Raw genomic sequence first — 16,751 nt, 5'->3', positions numbered from 1 at the left:
GCATGCGCGAGCTGAACCAGCGCGCCGTGCTGGAGCGGTTGCGGGACAGCGGGCCCGCGACGAGGCCGCAGATCGCGGCCGACACGGGCTTGTCCAAGCCGACGGTCGGCCAGGCGCTGCTCGACCTCGAACAGCACGGGCTGGTGCGCACGGCGGGCCGCACGATCTCGGGTCCTGGCCGGTCGGCGGTGGTGTACGAGGTCAACCCGGCGGCCGGGCACGTGCTGGGCATCGACATCGGGCGCGGGTTGATCCGGGTCGCGGTGGCGGACCTGAGCGGCACGGTCGTGGCCAGGCTGGACGCGCCGAACCGGGCGCGCTCGGCGGGTGCCCTGCTGCAGTCCGTGCGGGCGACGGCGGAGGACGCGGTCGCGCGGGCGGGCCTGCGGATGGCGGACGTCGTGTCGAAGGTCGTCAGCACCCCGGGTGTGCCGGACCCGCGGGAAGGCACGGTGCGGCGGGCGCCGAACCTGCCGGGCTGGGAGCGCAAGGGGCTGCTGAACGAGCTGTCGTCGGCGCTGGGCCCGGACGTGGTGGTGGAGAACGACGCGAACCTGACGGCGGTCGGCGAGTACGAGGCGGGCGCCGCGCGGGGTGTGGACGTGTTCGTGTGCGTGACCGTCGGCACCGGTATCGGCATGGGCATCGTGGTCGACGGCGCCCTGTTCCGCGGCGCCCACGGGGCGGCGGGAGAGGTGGGTTACCTCCCGTACGGCTGGCCGCCGCCCGACTCGCCCCCGCGGGAAGGAATGCTGGAGTCGTCCGCGGCGGGCCACTCGGTGGTGGAGATGGCGGCGTCCCGTGGCCTGGACGTCGAAACCGCGAAGGATGTCTTCCGCCTGGCCCGCGAGGGCGACCGGCGTGCGCTGGCGGCGGTGGATGAGGAGGCGACCCGCCTGGCCTTCATGGTGGCCTCGGTGGCGGCGGTGATCGACCCGGCACTGGTCGTACTGGGCGGCGGGATCGGGAAGAACACGGACCTGCTGGCCGAGCCCCTGACCCGCGCGTTGACCCACGCGACACCGTTGAGACCGGTGATCGTGCCCGGGGAACTGGGCGAGGAGGCGGCGCTGACGGGAGCGATAGCAACGGCGTTGCGGACAGCACGGGACGTGGTCTTCGCACGGCGGGGAACGGGTTGAACAAACCCCAGAGTTGGGTGGTCATCCCGTCGCCTGACACCGGACGATCACTTTGAGGAGCAGCCGCAACATCCGTGCTCGCCGGAGCTTGACATGCCAACCTTGCGGCTGGTCCTCAAAGTGATATGCACAAACCGCAGGCGACGGGATGACCACACGACTCGACCACCTGCATGAGGTGAGGTGGACGGCATCCCCTGGCTCATCCTGGAGCCTGCCCGCCGGCGAGGCATCTTTTGATCTTTGAACCCGCGCCTTCGCGCGTGAGCCGTGGTCGGCCTGGGCGTGTTCCGGGCGGCCTTCGTCACCGGGTGACCGTTGTGTGGGTGGTGCCACAAAAAACAGGACCGCCTCCGTGTGTGTCCGGAGGCGGTCCTGTTGGTCTGGTCTTAGCGGGTTTCCTTGTGCACCCGGTGCGTACCGCAGTTCGGGCAGAACTTCTTCATCTCCAAGCGGTCCGGGTCGTTGCGCCGGTTCTTCTTGGTGATGTAGTTGCGGTGCTTGCACTCCTCGCACGCCAGGGTGATCTTCGGTCGCACGTCGGTGGCAGCCACGGCTACGCCTTTCTCTACAAAACTCGAATCCCGGTAGCGGTGGCCGGACTTGAACCGGCGACACAGCGATTATGAGCCGCTTGCTCTGCCAACTGAGCTACACCGCCCTGTTCGCGCCCCGGCCCCGCAAACCCACCACCGCCAGTGGGGGTCCGGGGGGCTCGCCCCCGGCGGGGGTCTGGGGGCCAGGCCCCCAGAGGACACTGCGAAGCGAGTCAGGTCCACGCTTGCTCTGGACAGACTACACCCACTCGCGAGCCCCTTTACGGAATCGAACCGTAGACCTTCTCCTTACCATGGAGACGCTCTGCCGACTGAGCTAAAGGGGCGGGATCAACGCCTCAACGTTGAAGCCTCGAAGAGATTACACAACGAGCCGACCAGCCCGTGCACGGGGGTCCCTTAAGTCAGCAGCGTCAGGACGGTCTCCCGGTGCCGACCCGCTGACCTGGCCGTACGCGCCTGCAACCACGCCTCCAGCCGGTCCTCCGCGAGCGGGCGCGAGATCAGGTAGCCCTGCGCCACATCGCAGCCCATCGCCTCCAGCTGGTCCCTCGCGATGTCCTCCTCGACACCCTCGGCGACCACTGTCAGGCCCAGCGAGTGCCCCAGCTCGACGATCGACCGCACCACCGCGAGATCCCCGAGATCCGTGCCCATGCCAAGGACGAAGCTCTTGTCGATCTTGACCTCGTCCACCGGCAGGCGCCGCAGGTACGCGAGCGACGAGTAGCCCGTGCCGAAGTCGTCCACCGCCAGCACGATGCCCAGCGCGTGCAGCTCCTGCAGGATCGGCAGCGCCTTCTGCGGATCGGCCATCACACCGGACTCGGTCAGCTCGAACGTCAGCAGCTCGGACGGCACGTCGAAGCGGCGCAGGGACTCCACGACCTTCGCCGGGAAGTCCTCGTCCGCCAGGTTGCGCACGGACAGGTTCACGGCCACCGAGATCCGCAGCCCCTCGTCCATCCACTTGCGCACCCGCTTGAGCGACTCCTCCAGCACGAACCCGGTCAGCACACCGATCAGCCCCGCGGCCTCGACGGCGGGCACGAACTCGTCGGGGTCGAGCTTCCCGAACTCCGGGTGCACCCACCGCACGAGCGCCTCGACGCCCAGCACCTGCTTGCTCGGCAGCGAGATCTTCGGCTGGTAGTGCACGCTCAGCTGGCCCTCTTCCAGCGCCTGCCGGAACTGGGTGACCATCTGGAAGCGGCGCAGGAAGATCTGGCCCATGCTGGGCACGTAGGCCCGGACCTCCTCGCCGCCACGCGTGGCCCGCACGGCGACGTCCGCACGCTGCAGGAGGGCGTCGATATCGGCGCTGTCCGCTTCCTCGCCGCCCTGGGTCGCGTAGCCCACCATGGCGTTCGCCTCGACCGTGAGACGGTCCACCGGGTACGGCGCGGACAGCTGGGCGCGCAACCGCTCCGCCACCTCGTGGATGCGGTTGCTGGGATAACCCGTGAGCAGCGCCGCGAACGACGCGCCTTCCAGCCGGGCCAGCGGGACGTCCTGGCCGAGCGCGTCGCGGAGGCGGCGGCCGGCGGCGATCACCATCCGGTCGGCCCACGTGTAGCCGAGCGCGTCGCTGACGGTGGAGAACACGTCGAGGTCCACGCGCAGCACGGCGGCGTCCTGCCGCTCCCGCAACGGTTCCCTCGCCACCTGGCGGAAACCCGGCCGGTTGAGCAGGCCGGTGAGCGGATCGTGGTACGCGTCGTGGCGCAGGGTCGCCAGCAGGCGCCGGTTGTCGAGCGCGGTCGCGAGGTGGCTGGCCATCGTGCCGAGCAGCTGCACGTCGTACTTGCCGAACCCGCGCCAGCGCGACAGCCGGTCGTGCGCCTCGACGACGCCGAGCAGCTGGTTGGCGCTGCGCAGCGGCACCACCAGCGCCTCCTGCGCACCGCGGTCGAGCAGCGCGTCCGCGACGTCGGCGTTCGCCTCGGTGCTGCGGAAGTGCCGCACGTGCGAGCCGGGCAGGCGGACCAGCGCGTCCTCCCCCACCTGGCCCGCGCCGGGCAGCGGCTCCCCCGCCACGACGGTGGTCATGGCGGCGGTCGGTTCGAGGCGCAGGCGCAGCACGACCCTCGCGGCCGAGAGCTGGTCCTTGATCCGTTCCGCGATGGTGGACCAGTCGTTCGCGTTCACCCCGCCGGTCAGGTCGTCGATCCGGCTCGCGGGCCGCGCGGCGGCCTGCTGCCCGGACCGGGCGACCATGAGGCTGACGTCGGAAAGCGCTTCCATGTCCCGCTGCTCGCGCAGCAGGTCCGAGTAGGCCCAGTACAGCGCGGAAAGCCCGAGGAACACGGCGACGACGAGCGGCCAGGCGTTGCTGGTGCCGACGATGACGAGGTACCCGCTCAGGCCGACGGAGGCGTTGACGAACCCGACGACGAGGATCCGCCCGGTCAGCCGCAGCGCGGTGCCGATCCGCATCCGGCGGCGCAGCACGCGCACGGCCGCGAGCGCCAGCAGGGTGCTGGCCAGCGGGGCGGTCAGCGTGCCGGCGAGCGCGGCGGGCCACGTCATCTCCGTGGTGCCCGCGGCGTGCTGGACGAGCCCGGCGACGGCGAACGCGCTGGTGATCTCCAGCAGGAACGCGCCCGCGTTGTAGAGGACACGGCCCGACACCCGCCGGACCAGCAGTGTGCTGATGCCGGCGACCAGGTGCGCGGCCAGCACGACCTCGAACGGCGCCACGAAGAAGCCGATGACCAGCGGGATCTCGGTGAAGGAGATGGTCCACGAGATGCCGCTGCGGACGTCGACGTTGATGCCCAGCTGCTCGGCGAGCAGGAACGACAGCGCCAGCACCGGGCCGATCCACCACAGCTCGGCGCGACCGTGGAACGGCTGCCACAGCAGCGACACCAGGGTCGCCGTCACGATGCCGGAAGTCAGGACGGCGAGGGTGTAGACGCGGAAGCGCCGCTCGTCGCCGCGCGCCTCCGCGGAGGGCGGGCGGGCGGAGTCGGCCTCCGCCGGATCTGATGCGTCCGGCGTGCCGCCTGTGCCCGGCATGCGCCCTCCTTCCCACCAGTGGCCCGCAGCGCTCCTGCGTGCGGAAAACTTGATCTCCGCACGAATGAGGGTGTCACTGTACCCCGGAGGGCGTACTTCAGCCTCTTTCCAGCCACCATGAGATCACCCCATAGTTAACAATCCGCCAACGGTGGTGAGCTGCGGCGACTTACCGGGTGAAACGGAAGGTCGCTTCGTTTTCTTTTTCCGATGACGAGCGGTAACCAGCCCTGCGGTGGCCTTGATCGAACAAGGGGGCTTCAATACCGCCATGGACACGGAGGCGATCGCAACGGCGCACGCCGCCCGGCTCACCGGCGCCGACCCACTGCTGCCCTCGTCAGACCCCTTCGCCCGACCACCCGAGCCGGTAACCGTTTTCCGGGCCGACGCCAACGGCTCCGGCGCGGAGGGGCACGCGTGGCGCAGTGCCGTAGACGAACGTTCAAGTGACTCTCTGTGGCGGCCGCTCGTCGAGCACCGGCTGACTGTCCGGCTGAGCGGTCCGGCGCCGGGCGAAGCCCTCGCGGAGATTCTCACGCGATGGGATGAACATCTCAGCGGGCTCGCGAGCCCCGGCGACTGGGAGACCGCGGCCGTGGTGCCGCGGCCGAGCCGCGACCCCGCGGGCTCCGCCGAGCTGCTGCGGCACGGCTTCGCCCCGACGCGGGTGCTGGCCGTGCGCCCGGCGGACCGGCTGACCGCGGCGGGACCGCCCGCCGAACCCGGGGTGCGGATCCGCGCGGCCGAGACCGCCGACCTCGACACCGCGACCCGGCTGTTCACCGAGCTGCAGCGGTACGACTCCCAGTTCGGCCTGGTCACCTTGCGGGCCAACGCCGAGGAGCTGCTGCGCGCGGAACTCACCGAGCAGCTGAACCGGACCGAGCCGACGGTCTGGCTCGCCGAGCTCTACGGCAGGCCGCTCGGGTCGCTGCTGCTGGAGTACCCGCCGGAGACGGACTGGGTCGCGCGGTACGTCAACGCGGAGCGCGTCGGCTACCTCGCTTCTCTGCAGATTTCCGAGGCCGCGCAGTCCTCCGGCGTCGGCACGGCGCTCACCGCACACGCCCACCAGCTGTTCGACGAGATGGGCGTGGACGCCGTGCTCCTGCACCACGCGCTGGCGAGCCCCCAGTCGACGCCGTTCTGGTACGGCCACGGCTACCGCCCGCTCTGGACCTACTGGTACCGAAGGCCGGCTGTGCGGTAGAACACACGAATGGGTGACACTGGGGAAGCAGCACCGGCGGCTCCGGCCGGCGTCGACGTCGAGAAGCCGTCCGCGGCGCGGATCTACGACTGGTACCTGGGCGGCGACCAGAACTGGGCGGTGGACCGCGAGTTCGGCAAGCGGGCGCTGGAGCTGTTCCCCGTGGCCGGGGAGCTGGCGAGGCAGAACCGGGCGTTCCTCGGGCGGCTCGTGCGGGCGGCGGTGGAGGCCGGGATCCGGCAGTTCCTCGACCTCGGCTCGGGGGTGCCGACAGTCGGCAACGTCCACGAGATCGTCCGCGACCACCTGCCCGAGGGCGAGCGGGCGTCGGTCGTGTACGTCGACTACGAGCCCGTCGCCACGGCCCACGCCACCGTGCTGCTCGAACAGGAGGAAGCGACCGACTGGGCCGCGATGATCCAGGCCGACCTGCGGAACGTCGACGGCGTGCTGACGCATCCCGAGACCGAGCGGCTGATCGACTTCGGGCAGCCGGTGTGCCTGCTGATGGTCGCCGTGCTGCACTTCATCGGCGACGACGACCGCCCCGCCGACCTCGTGGCCCGCTACCGGGACCAGCTCGTGCCGGGCAGCTGGCTCGCGATCTCGCACTCCACGTCCGACCACCTCGACACCGACGAGGCGGCGCCCATCCGCGACGCCGTGCAGTCGTACCGGAAGACGAGCAACCCGATGTGGCCACGGAAGAGCGCGGAAATCGAGTCGTGGTTCGGCGGCTGGCCGCTGCTCGACCCCGGGCTCGTGCCGCCCGCCGACTGGCGGCCGACCGAACCGGTGAGCCCGCCGACCGCGCGGACGAGGCCCTTCGGCGTCGCCGGAGTCGCCCGCGGACCCGAGTGAGCCTATTCCCGAAAACCGCTCGCTCATAGCGAACGACCTGCGGAAACAAAACCGCTCCCGACGAAGTTGAGCTGTGCAGACTCAACTACGAAGGAGCGCCCCGATGACCGAAATCAGGCTCCTGCCCCTGCTTCCCCTCGACGACGATGTCGTGCTGCCCGGCATGATCGTCCCGCTGGAGCTCGACGACGCCGAGACCCGTGCGGCGGTGGAGTCCGCGCAGGCGAAGGCGCCGAGCACGCCGTCGTTCCCGGGCATCCGTTCGCTGCCTGCCGCGAAGGCCGAGGTCCTGATCGTGCCGCGGGTGCACGGCGAGTACGCCGAGCTGGGCACCGTCGCCACCATCGAGCGGATCGGCCGCATCCCCGGCGGCAAGGCCGCGGTGCTGCTGCGCGGCACCGGGCGGGCCGCGGTCGGCGAGACCGGCGAAGGGCCCGGCGCGGCGCGGTGGGTCCGCGCCGAGGAGGCTCCGGAGCTGCGCGGCGAGCGCGCGCAAACGCTTGCCGCCGAGTACAAGACCGTGGTGATCTCGATCCTCCAGCAGCGTGGCGGCTGGCAGATGATCGACGCCGTCCAGGAGCTGGAGGACCCGTCCGCCATCGCGGACCTGGCGGGCAACGCGCCGTACCTCGACCTGGACCAGAAGCTCGAACTGCTGCGCACGCTCGACGTCGCGGCCCGGCTGGAGCGCGCGCTGGAGTGGAGCCGGGAGTACCTGGCCGAGCTGGAGGTCAGCGACACCATCCGCAAGGACGTGGCCGAGGGCATGGAGAAGCAGCAGAAGGAGTTCCTGCTGCGCCGCCAGCTGGAGGCGATCCGCAAGGAGCTCGGCGAGCTGGACGGCAGCGGCGACGGCGAGGACGACTACCGCGCCCGCGTCGAGAAGGCCGACCTGCCCGAGCACGTCCGCAAGGCCGCGCTGGCCGAGGTAGACAAGCTGGAGCGGACCTCCGACCAGTCCCCCGAGGGCGGCTGGATCCGCACGTGGCTGGACACCGTGCTGGAAATGCCTTGGGAGACACGGACGAGCGACATCCTGGACATCGCGGCGGCGCGAGCGATCCTCGACGCCGACCACGCGGGCCTGGACGACGTGAAGGAACGCATCATCGAGTACCTGGCCGTGCGCGCCCGGCGATCCGAGGCGGGCAAGGGCCAGGTCGGCGGGCGTCACTCCGGCGCGGTGCTGGCACTGGTCGGCCCTCCGGGTGTCGGCAAGACGTCGCTCGGCGAGTCGGTCGCGAAGGCGATGGGCCGCAAGTTCGTCCGCGTCGCGCTCGGCGGTATCCGGGACGAGGCGGAGATCCGCGGGCACCGGCGCACGTACGTCGGCGCGTTGCCCGGCCGGATCGTCCGTGCGATCAAGGAAGCCGGGTCGATGAACCCGGTGGTGCTGCTCGACGAGGTGGACAAGGTGGGCGCCGACTACCGCGGCGACCCGACGGCCGCCCTGCTGGAGGTGCTGGACCCGGAGCAGAACCACACGTTCCGCGACCACTACCTGGAGGTCGAGCTCGACCTGTCGGACGTGGTGTTCCTGGCGACGGCCAACGCGCTGGAGACCATCCCCGGTCCGCTGCTGGACCGCATGGAACTGGTGACCCTCGACGGCTACACCGAGCAGGAGAAGGTGACCATCGGCCGCGACCACCTGCTGCCACGTGAGCTGGAGCGGGCGGGCATGGCGCCGGGTGACGTGGTGTTCACCGACGCCGCGCTGAGCCGGATCGCCGCCGAGTACACGCGGGAAGCGGGCGTCCGCAACGCGAACCGGACGCTGGCGAAGGTGCTGCGCAAGATCGCGACGCGGGTGGCGCTGGACGAGGTGTCGCTGCCGGTGACGATCGACGCCGAGGACCTGCCGGGTTACCTCGGCCGGCCGCGGCACCTGCCGGAGTCGTCGCTGCCCGCGTCGACCCAGCGGACCGCGACCCCGGGTGTGGCGACGGGCCTCGCGGTGACCGGTGCCGGTGGTGACGTCCTCTACGTGGAGGCGTCGCTGGCGGACCCGGAGTCCGGCGGCACCGGCCTGACGTTGACGGGTCAGCTGGGTGACGTGATGAAGGAGTCGGCGCAGATCGCGCTGTCGTACCTGCGGTCGCACGGCGCGGAGCTGGAGCTGCCGGTCGGTGACCTGAAGGAGCGCGGGATCCACGTGCACGTTCCCGCCGGTGCGGTGCCGAAGGACGGCCCGTCGGCCGGGGTCACGATGACCACGGCGCTGGCGTCGCTGCTGTCGGGCCGGGTGGTCCGGGCGGACGTGGCGATGACCGGTGAGGTGTCGCTGACCGGCCGGGTGCTGCCGATCGGTGGCGTGAAGCAGAAGCTGCTGGCGGCGCACCGGGCGGGCCTGAAGACGATCATCATCCCGCAGCGCAACGAGCCGGACCTGGACGACGTCCCGGCGGACGTCCTCGCGGAGCTCGACGTGCACCCGGTGTCGAACGTCCGCGAGGTGCTGGAGCTGGCCCTCGCCCCGGCGTCGACACCGGTCGCGCAGGCGGCCTGAGTTCGGAGGCCCCTCATCCCTCGTGGGTGAGGGGCCTCTGTGCGTTCACACCCGGCGACGCCACTGGTGCACGAGCAGCCACGCCAGGTACAACCCGCCCAGTGCGCCCGTCACCACGCCGACCGGCAGGCGTGACGCGAAGACCCGCTGCACCACGAAATCGCTGGCCACCAGCAGGAAAGCGCCGGTCAGCGCGGTGGTCAGCAGGGCGGGGCCGGCGCTGCCCGACAGGCGCCGCGCGACCTGCGGCGCCGCCAGCGCGAGGAACGCGATCGGCCCGGCGACGGCGACCGCGAAGGCTGCCAGCAGGACGCTGACCACCAGCAACGCGAGCCGCGTCTGTTCGGTGCGCACGCCGAGCGCCCGCGCCTTGTCGTCGCCCAGTTCCAGCAGCGACAGGCGGCGCCCCAGCAGCAACGCGACCGGCAACAGCACCGCGACGGTCACGCCCGACACCGTGACGTGCTCCCACTCCCGCCCGTTGAGGCCGCCGACGCGCCACGACTGCGCGACGATCGCGTCCTGCAGCGAGGCGCGCGTGATCAGGTACGAGTTGACCGCCAGCAGCAGTGCGCTGACGCCGATGCCCATCAGGATCAGCCGCAGCCCGAGCACCCCGCCGCGGTAGGACAGCAGGTACAGCACGGCCGCGGTCACGAGCCCGCCGACCAGCGCGCCCACCGAGGTGGCGAACATCCCGCCGTCGAGCACGAGAATCACGAAGAACGCGCCGACCGCCGAACCCTGCGTGAAACCGATGACGTCCGGGCTGCCCAGCGCGTTGCCGGAGATGCTCTGCAGGATCCCGCCGCTGACCGCGAGCGCCGCGCCGACGAACAGGCCGGTGAGCAGGCGGGGCAACCGGAGCGTGGTGACCACGAAATCCGCGCCGGGCGGCCCGTCACCGGCGAGGGTTTTCAGCACGTCCGGCACCGACAGCGGGTAGTCGCCGGTGGTGAGCGCCAGGACGCTGATCGCGAAGGTGGCGACGAGCAGCGCGACCGCGACGACGACGGCCCGCGGGTGCACGCGCAGCGACACGGGGCCCGCGCGGAGGACAGCGGTCACAGCCGGGCCAGCTTTCGCCTGCGGCACAACAGGACGAAGACCGGTGCGCCGATGAACGCGGTGACGATGCCGACCTCGACCTCCTCGGCCCCGCCGATGACGCGGCCCACGATGTCCGAGCCGAGCAGCAGGATCGGCGCGAGCACCATCGAGTACGGCAGCACCCACCGCTGGTCCGGCCCGACGAGGAGACGCGCGACGTGCGGCACGGCCAGTCCGACGAACGTGATCGGCCCCGCGGCCGCGGTCGCCGCGCCGCACAACAGGGTCACGGCGATGGCGACCAGCGCGCGGGTGCGGCCGATGTGCGCGCCGAGCGCCCGGCCCGCCTGGTCGCCGAGGGCGAGCGCGTTGAGGGCGCGGGCCTGCGAGAGCGCGAGGACTATCCCGACGGCGATCACGGGCGCGACCTGCACGACGACGTCCATCCGGCGGGAGGCGAGCGAACCGACGTCCCAGAAGCGGAACTGGTTGAACGTCATCGGGTTCAGCAGCAGCACGCCCTGCACGAACGCGAACAGCACGGCGGTGATGGCGGCGCCGGCGAGCACGAGCCGTTCGGGGGTGGCGGAGCCGCGGCCCGCGGTGCCGAGGGTGTACGCGAGGACGGCGGCGACCGCGGCCCCGGCGAGGGCGAACCACAGGTAGCCGGTGAGGGTGCCGATGCCGAGGAAGCCGATCGCGACGACCACCGCGGCCGCGGCGCCCATGTTCACGCCGAGCAGCCCGGGGTCGGCGAGGGGGTTGCGGGTCAGCGCCTGCATGAGCGCGCCGCCCAGCCCGAGCCCGGCGCCGACGAGCAGGCCGAGGACGGTCCGTGGCAGGCGGAGGTCGTGGATGATGACGGCTTCGCTGGAGCCGTCGTTGTGCCACAACAGGTGCCAGGTGGCGGTGAACGGGATGCCCTTCGCGCCGACCCACAGGCTCGCGAGGCAGGCGAATGCGAGTACCGCGAGGGCGATGACCAGGCCGGACCCCTTCGCGCCGGTGCGCTGCGCGGAAGGTTGCTGGGTGCTCACGGCCACGGACTTAGACTAGCCTTACCTACATGCTCAGGAGGAGGCGGGCGCTGTGACGGAACGAGGTCGCAGTGGCACTCGAACCATCCCCAGCCTCTGGACCGCCGTGGATCGGCGGCGGGTGGTGCTGGCCTCGCTGCTGGCGGCTGGGCATCAGGGGGGCGAGGCGCTCGTTCCCGTGGTCATCGGCATCGTGATCGACCGCGCTGTGGCTGATCACTCGGTCACCGGGTTGCTCGTCTGGCTGCTGATCCTCGCCGTCGTGTTCGCGGGGCTCTCCACGTGCTACCGCTTCGCCGCGCGAGTCGCCGAGGGGACCGCCGAGTGGGCGGCTCACCGGCTGCGCACGGCGGTCGCCGCGAAAGGCGTTGACGGGACGGGGCGGCTGTCCGGGGAACTGGTCGCCGTCGCGACCGGGGACGCGCAGCGCGTCGGTGCCGTGAACTCCGCGCTGCCCTTCGGGATCGCCGCGCTCGCCGGGTTGCTCGTCGCCGCCGTGAGTCTGCTCCGGATGTCCGTTCCGCTCGGGCTGCTGGTTCTCCTCGGCACCCCTCCGCTGCTGTGGCTGGCCCACCTCATCGGGCGCCCGCTCGAACGCCGCAGCCAGGTCGAGCAGGACCGCGCCGCCCACGCGTCCGCCGTCGCCGTCGATCTGGTCAGCGGGTTGCGCGTGCTCAAGGGCCTCGGCGCCGAAGCGGCGGCCGTCGCCCGCTACCGGCGGACCAGCCGCGCCAGCCTGCGCGCCACGCTCCGCGCCGCGCGGGCCGAGGCCGGGCACGACGGCGCCATCCTCGCCCTCACCGGCGCCTTCATCGCGCTCGTCGCCCTCGTCGGCGGGAAGCTCGCGCTCGACGGGCACCTCACGATCGGTGAACTCGTCGCCGCCGTCGGGCTCGCCCAGTTCCTCCTCACGCCGTTCCAGATCTTCGCCTGGGTCAACGGCCAGCTCGCCCAGGGCCGGGCTTCGGCCGCCCGCATCGCCGACGTGCTCCAAGACGCACCGGCCAAGCCAACCGAGTCCACAATGGACCTACCGGACCGCGGCCTGCTGGGTATCGTCACCACCGACCCGCACGACCTGCTCACCGCGCTCGAACAACACCCCGGCGTGCTCCTCGCCCCGCACGACGCGGACCTGTTCACCGGCACCGTCGCGGACAACGTCGGTGGCGACGTCGAACGCGCCATGGCCGCCGCCGCGGTGGACGTGCCGGCCGACGCCGTGCTCGCCGAGGGCGGCAAGTCCCTCTCCGGTGGTCAGCGCCAGCGCGTCGCCCTCGCCCGCGCGCTCGCCGCCGAAGCGCCGGTCCTCGCGCTGCACGAACCGACCACCGCCGTCGACCCCGTCACCGAGGCCCGCATCGCCGCCGGTATCGCCGAACACCGCCGCGGCCGCGCCACGATCCTGATCACCACCAGCCCGGCTCTGCTCGCCGTGACCGACCGTGTCGTCTTCGGGAATCTCGCAGCGACCCACGACGAACTGTTGCGGCACAACGAGAACTACCGCGCGGCGGTGCTCTCGTGACCGACCTCCTCCCCACCGCGGGCAGCGTCAGGAAGGCCCTCGCCGACCTGTTGCGCCCGCGCCGCCCGCTCGCCGCCTGCGCGTTCGCCGTCCTGGTCGCCGCGACCGGGATCGGGATGTTCACCGCTCCCCTGCTCGGCCGCGTCGTCGACCTCGTCGCGGCGCACCGGTCCATCGCCGTACCCGTCGTGCTGCTGGTCGGAGTCGCGGTGGCTCGCGGGCTCACGCAGGCGGTCGGCCGGTTCCTCGTCGCGAAGCTGGGCGAAGGCATGCTCGCGACGCTGCGGGAACGGTTCGTCTCGCGCGCGCTGAGCCTGCCACTGTCCACAGTGGAGAAGGCCGGTTCCGGGGACCTGACCGCCCGGGTGACGAACGACGTGTCCGTGATCGCCCGCGCCGCCCGGGAAGCGCTTCCCGAGCTGGGCGGCTCGGTGCTGACGATCGCGCTCACCTTCGGCGGGCTGGCCGTGCTGGACTGGCGGTTCCTCGTCGCCGCGCTGCTCGCCGCGCCGGTGCAGCTGCACACGGTTCGCTGGTACGGCCGTCGCGCCGTGCCCGTCTACGCCGAGCAGCGCGTCGCCGTCGGGGCGCAGCAGCAACAGCTGCTCGACACCATCGGCGGCGCGAAGACGGTGCGCGCGTTCGGGCTGACCGAACGCCACCTCGCGCGGGTCACCGACGCCTCGGAGCACGCTGTCGGGCTCACCCTGCGTGGCGTGCGGCTGCTGACCCGGTTCTTCGCGCGGCTCAACCTCGCTGAGTACATCGGCCTCGCCGCCGTGCTGGTCACGGGATTCCTGCTGGTCCGCGGCGGGAGCGTCTCGCTGGGCACCGCGACCGCGGCGGCGCTGTACTTCCACAGCCTGTTCGGCCCGATCAACTCCGCGCTGGCGCTGGCCGACGACGCACAGCAGGCGGCCGCGAGCCTGTCCCGGCTGGTCGGGGTGGCCGAACTGCAGCCGCCCGGCGAAGGCGCCGCGGTGCCGCTCGACGGCTCGGTCAAGATCGCCGGAGTGCACCACGCGTACGTGCCGGGTGCACCGGTGCTGCGTGAGATCGACCTCGCGATCGCGCCGGGTGAACGGGTGGCGCTGGTGGGCGCGAGCGGCGCCGGGAAAACGACGCTGGGAAGGCTGGTGGCAGGGCTGCAACGCCCGTCCATGGGCTCGATCCTCGTCGGCGGCCTGCCGCTGGAGGACCTGGACCGCCGCACGGTGGCGCTGGTCAGCCAGGAGGTGCACGTGTTCGCCGGACGGCTCGCCGACGACCTCCGGCTGGCGAAGCCGGACGCCACCGACGAGGACCTCACGCAGTCGCTGGCCCGAGTCGGCGCACTGGGCTGGGCCGAGGCACTCCCGGCCGGACTGTCCACAGTGGTCGGTGAGGGCGGACACCGGCTCACGGCCACGCAGTCGCAGCAGCTCGCGCTCGCCCGGCTGGTGCTCGCCGACCCGGCGGTGGCGATCCTCGACGAGGCGACCGCCGAAGCGGGCAGCGCGGGCGCGAAGGCACTGGAAGCCGCGGCGGACGCGGCGTTGCGGGGCCGGACGGCGCTGGTCATCGCACACCGGCTGACGCAGGCAGCGAATGCGGACCGGGTCGTGGTGCTGGAGGATGGGCGGGTCGTCGAGTCGGGCACCCATGCCGACCTGGTCAGCGCGGGCGGCCGTTACGCGCAGTTGTGGTCCGTTTGGTCGGAGTCACGTGACGCAACCCTGTCTTGACTAGGGAGTTCGGTTAGGCAAACCTAACCCTATGATCTCTTCCTTCCCGCGCCGGCGCGCGTTCCTGGCCGGTGCCCTGGCCTCGGCGCTACTCGTCGTGACCGGTTGTGGCGGCAGCGACGACAGCGCGCCGTCGACGTCCGGCGGCGCCGCCAACAACGGTGCGTACCCGGTGACCATCACCCACAAGTACGGCAGCACCACGATCAAGTCCGCGCCCAAGCGCGTCGTCACGGTCGGGCTGACCGACCAGGACTCGCTGCTCGCGCTCGGCGTGGTGCCGGTGGGCACGACCGAGTTCCTCGGCAACTACCCGGGCGCGATCGGTCCGTGGGCGCAGGACAAGCTGGGCAACGCGGCGAAGCCCGAGGTGCTGACCAGCACCGACGGCCCGCAGTACGAGAAGATCGCGGCGCTCAAGCCGGACCTGATCCTCGGCCTGTACTCAGCGCTCACGCAGGAGCAGTACGACACGCTGTCGAAGATCGCGCCGGTCGTCGCGCAGCCGAAGGAGTACAGCGACTACGGCATCCCGTGGCAGGAGGAGACGCGCACGGTCGGCAAGGTGCTCGGCAAGTCGGCGCAGGCCGAGCAGCTGGTGTCCGATGTGGAGGCTCGTTTCGCGAAGGCCAAGGCGGACAACCCGTCGTTCGCCGGCGCGACGGCGCTGGTGGCCACCATCTACCAGGGCTACTTCGTCTACGGCAGCGAGGACCCGCGCTCGCGGGTGCTCGCGGAGCTCGGTTTCACCCTGCCCGGCGACCTCGACCAGGTCATCGGCAACAAGTACGGCGCCAACATCTCCGCCGAGCGCACGGATCTGCTCAACGTCAAGGCCCTCGTGTGGCTGGTGAAGTCGGAGGCCGAGGGCCGCGCGTCGCTCGACGCCGACAAGCTCTACTCGGGTCTCGACGTGGCGAAGCAGAAGCGTGAGGTCCTCGTCCCCGACGGCACGGACTACGGCAGCGCCATGTCGTTCGTGTCCGTGCTCAGCCTGCCGTACCTGCTCGACAAGCTCGTCCCCCAGCTCGCCGCGGCTGTCGACGGCAACCCCGCCACCTCCTGAAAGGCAGTCCATGTCCCGTAAGAGAATCCTCGGCGCACTGCTGCTCGCGGGTGCCGTCTTCGGCCTCGTCGCGTGCGGTGACGTGCAGGACTCGTCGTCCGCGCCGTCGTCCTCTGCCGCCGCGGCGGACGCTTCGGCGTTCCCGGTGACGATCACTCACAAGTTCGGTTCGACGACGATCGACAAGGCACCCTCGCGGGTGGTCGTGATCGGCACTTCGAGTGACGACCTGGACGCGGCGCTGGCGCTGGGCGTGACGCCGGTCGCGTTCTTCAACAAGTCCGGCGTCTCCGGCGTGCCGACGTACCTGCAGGGCAAGGTGGACACCGCGAAGACGAAGATCGTCGACGCGACCAACGGCGTGAACGCCGAGGAGGTCGGCGCCCTCACGCCGGACCTGATCCTGGCCACCGCGGACTACGGGCTGGACCAGGAGTACGCGAACCTGTCGAAGATCGCGCCGACGGTCGGTTACGCCACCGAGTGGGGCGCGCAGTCGTGGCAGGAACACGTGCAGGTGACGGCGAAGGCGCTGGGCAAGTCGGCGCAGGCACAGCAGGTCATCGACACCACGCAGGCGGCCATCGACAAGGTGAAGGCCGACTACCCGAAGGCGGGAGGCAAGACGTTCACCGCCTCGGTGGGCAACACCGCGGGCAAGGTCTTCACCCTGGTGTCGCAGCAGGACTTCGCGGTGCAGCTGATCCAGTCGCTGGGCCTGAAGTTGTCGCCGAACGTGGCGAACCTGGGCCAGAACGACTCGGGCAGTCCGACGGGCTCGCTGTCGCCTGAGCAGTACGACAAGCTGGCGGCCGACCTGGTGGTCATCGCGTTCACCTCGCCGGACCTGCGGCAGGCATTCGAGAGCAACCAGCTGGTGGCGAACGTCAAGTCGGGGAACTACCTGGTGACCGACATGGAGACCATCTCGGCCCTGCGCTACCCGACGGTGTACGACATCCCGTGGGTGCTGGACAAGCTGAAGCCTGCGCTGGCGAAGTTCTGACGTAGCAACGAAAAGGCCCCCTCCGAGCGCGGAGGGG

At 71.3% G+C, this 16,751-nt stretch carries 12 protein-coding genes and 2 tRNA genes; 8 read left to right on the top strand and 6 right to left on the bottom strand.

The annotated features are described in order from the left end of the window. The first annotated feature begins 2 nt into the window (after positions 1-2). Positions 3-1,142: an ROK family transcriptional regulator gene (locus FHX82_RS04100; protein ID WP_145933304.1), complete on the top strand. Its 1,140-nt coding sequence runs from the start codon at positions 3-5 to the stop codon at positions 1,140-1,142. 389 nt (positions 1,143-1,531) lie between these two features. Here the strand turns inward: FHX82_RS04100 and rpmG are convergent, their stop codons facing one another. From rpmG to FHX82_RS04080, 4 genes are all read right to left on the bottom strand, one after another. Beyond that, entirely contained in the window at positions 1,532-1,696 is a 165-nt protein-coding gene (gene rpmG, locus FHX82_RS36775; RefSeq protein ID WP_091505072.1) for a 50S ribosomal protein L33, read from the bottom strand. 34 nt (positions 1,697-1,730) lie between these two features. After that, positions 1,731-1,803: transfer RNA gene (locus FHX82_RS04090), tRNA-Met, on the bottom strand. A gap of 149 nt (positions 1,804-1,952) precedes the next feature. Beyond that, positions 1,953-2,025 (bottom strand) — tRNA-Thr (locus FHX82_RS04085). A 73-nt stretch (positions 2,026-2,098) separates the two neighbouring features. After that, the gene (locus FHX82_RS04080) at positions 2,099-4,720 is read right to left on the bottom strand and encodes a putative bifunctional diguanylate cyclase/phosphodiesterase (protein ID WP_145933224.1); all 2,622 of its coding nucleotides are present in this window, start codon (positions 4,718-4,720) and stop codon (positions 2,099-2,101) included. A gap of 271 nt (positions 4,721-4,991) precedes the next feature. Between FHX82_RS04080 and FHX82_RS04075 the strand changes: the two genes are divergently transcribed. The 3 genes from FHX82_RS04075 to lon all read left to right on the top strand — a co-directional run bounded on the left by FHX82_RS04075 (position 4,992) and on the right by lon (position 9,303). Continuing rightward, on the top strand, positions 4,992-5,933 hold the full coding sequence (locus tag FHX82_RS04075) for a GNAT family N-acetyltransferase (protein WP_145933225.1): 942 nt from the start codon (positions 4,992-4,994) through the stop codon (positions 5,931-5,933). Between the two features lie 9 nt (positions 5,934-5,942). Then, a complete protein-coding gene (locus FHX82_RS04070) occupies positions 5,943-6,794 on the top strand; it encodes an SAM-dependent methyltransferase (protein ID WP_145933226.1) in 852 nt (283 codons plus the stop codon). Between the two features lie 103 nt (positions 6,795-6,897). Beyond that, on the top strand, positions 6,898-9,303 hold the full coding sequence (gene lon, locus FHX82_RS04065; RefSeq protein ID WP_145933227.1) for an endopeptidase La: 2,406 nt from the start codon (positions 6,898-6,900) through the stop codon (positions 9,301-9,303). Between the two features lie 45 nt (positions 9,304-9,348). Here the strand turns inward: lon and FHX82_RS04060 are convergent, their stop codons facing one another. Then, positions 9,349-10,371 (bottom strand): FecCD family ABC transporter permease, encoded by a 1,023-nt coding sequence (locus FHX82_RS04060; RefSeq protein WP_145933228.1) that lies wholly within the window; start codon positions 10,369-10,371, stop codon positions 9,349-9,351. Further along, positions 10,368-11,396, bottom strand: coding sequence for a FecCD family ABC transporter permease (locus tag FHX82_RS04055; protein ID WP_145933229.1), 1,029 nt, complete (start codon positions 11,394-11,396; stop codon positions 10,368-10,370). Before FHX82_RS04055 ends, FHX82_RS04060 begins: the two co-directional genes overlap by 4 nt. Positions 11,397-11,496: 100 nt before the next feature. Between FHX82_RS04055 and FHX82_RS04050 the strand changes: the two genes are divergently transcribed. Genes FHX82_RS04050 through FHX82_RS04035 form a run of 4 tightly spaced genes read left to right on the top strand, consistent with a single transcriptional unit; the run spans position 11,497 to position 16,714 of the window. Beyond that, entirely contained in the window at positions 11,497-12,918 is a 1,422-nt protein-coding gene (locus FHX82_RS04050; protein WP_229881175.1) for an ABC transporter transmembrane domain-containing protein, read from the top strand. Further along, on the top strand, positions 12,915-14,642 hold the full coding sequence (locus FHX82_RS04045; RefSeq protein WP_145933230.1) for an ABC transporter ATP-binding protein: 1,728 nt from the start codon (positions 12,915-12,917) through the stop codon (positions 14,640-14,642). Before FHX82_RS04050 ends, FHX82_RS04045 begins: the two co-directional genes overlap by 4 nt. A gap of 31 nt (positions 14,643-14,673) precedes the next feature. Then, positions 14,674-15,708: an iron-siderophore ABC transporter substrate-binding protein gene (locus tag FHX82_RS04040; RefSeq protein ID WP_145933231.1), complete on the top strand. Its 1,035-nt coding sequence runs from the start codon at positions 14,674-14,676 to the stop codon at positions 15,706-15,708. 10 nt (positions 15,709-15,718) lie between these two features. Further along, positions 15,719-16,714 (top strand): ABC transporter substrate-binding protein, encoded by a 996-nt coding sequence (locus FHX82_RS04035; RefSeq protein WP_145933232.1) that lies wholly within the window; start codon positions 15,719-15,721, stop codon positions 16,712-16,714. Positions 16,715-16,751 lie beyond the last annotated feature (37 nt).

This window comes from Amycolatopsis bartoniae (genome assembly GCF_014191255.1).
GTDB classification, from domain to species: domain Bacteria; phylum Actinomycetota; class Actinomycetes; order Mycobacteriales; family Pseudonocardiaceae; genus Amycolatopsis_E; species Amycolatopsis_E bartoniae.
This window is presented reverse-complemented; position numbering and strand designations above follow the sequence as displayed.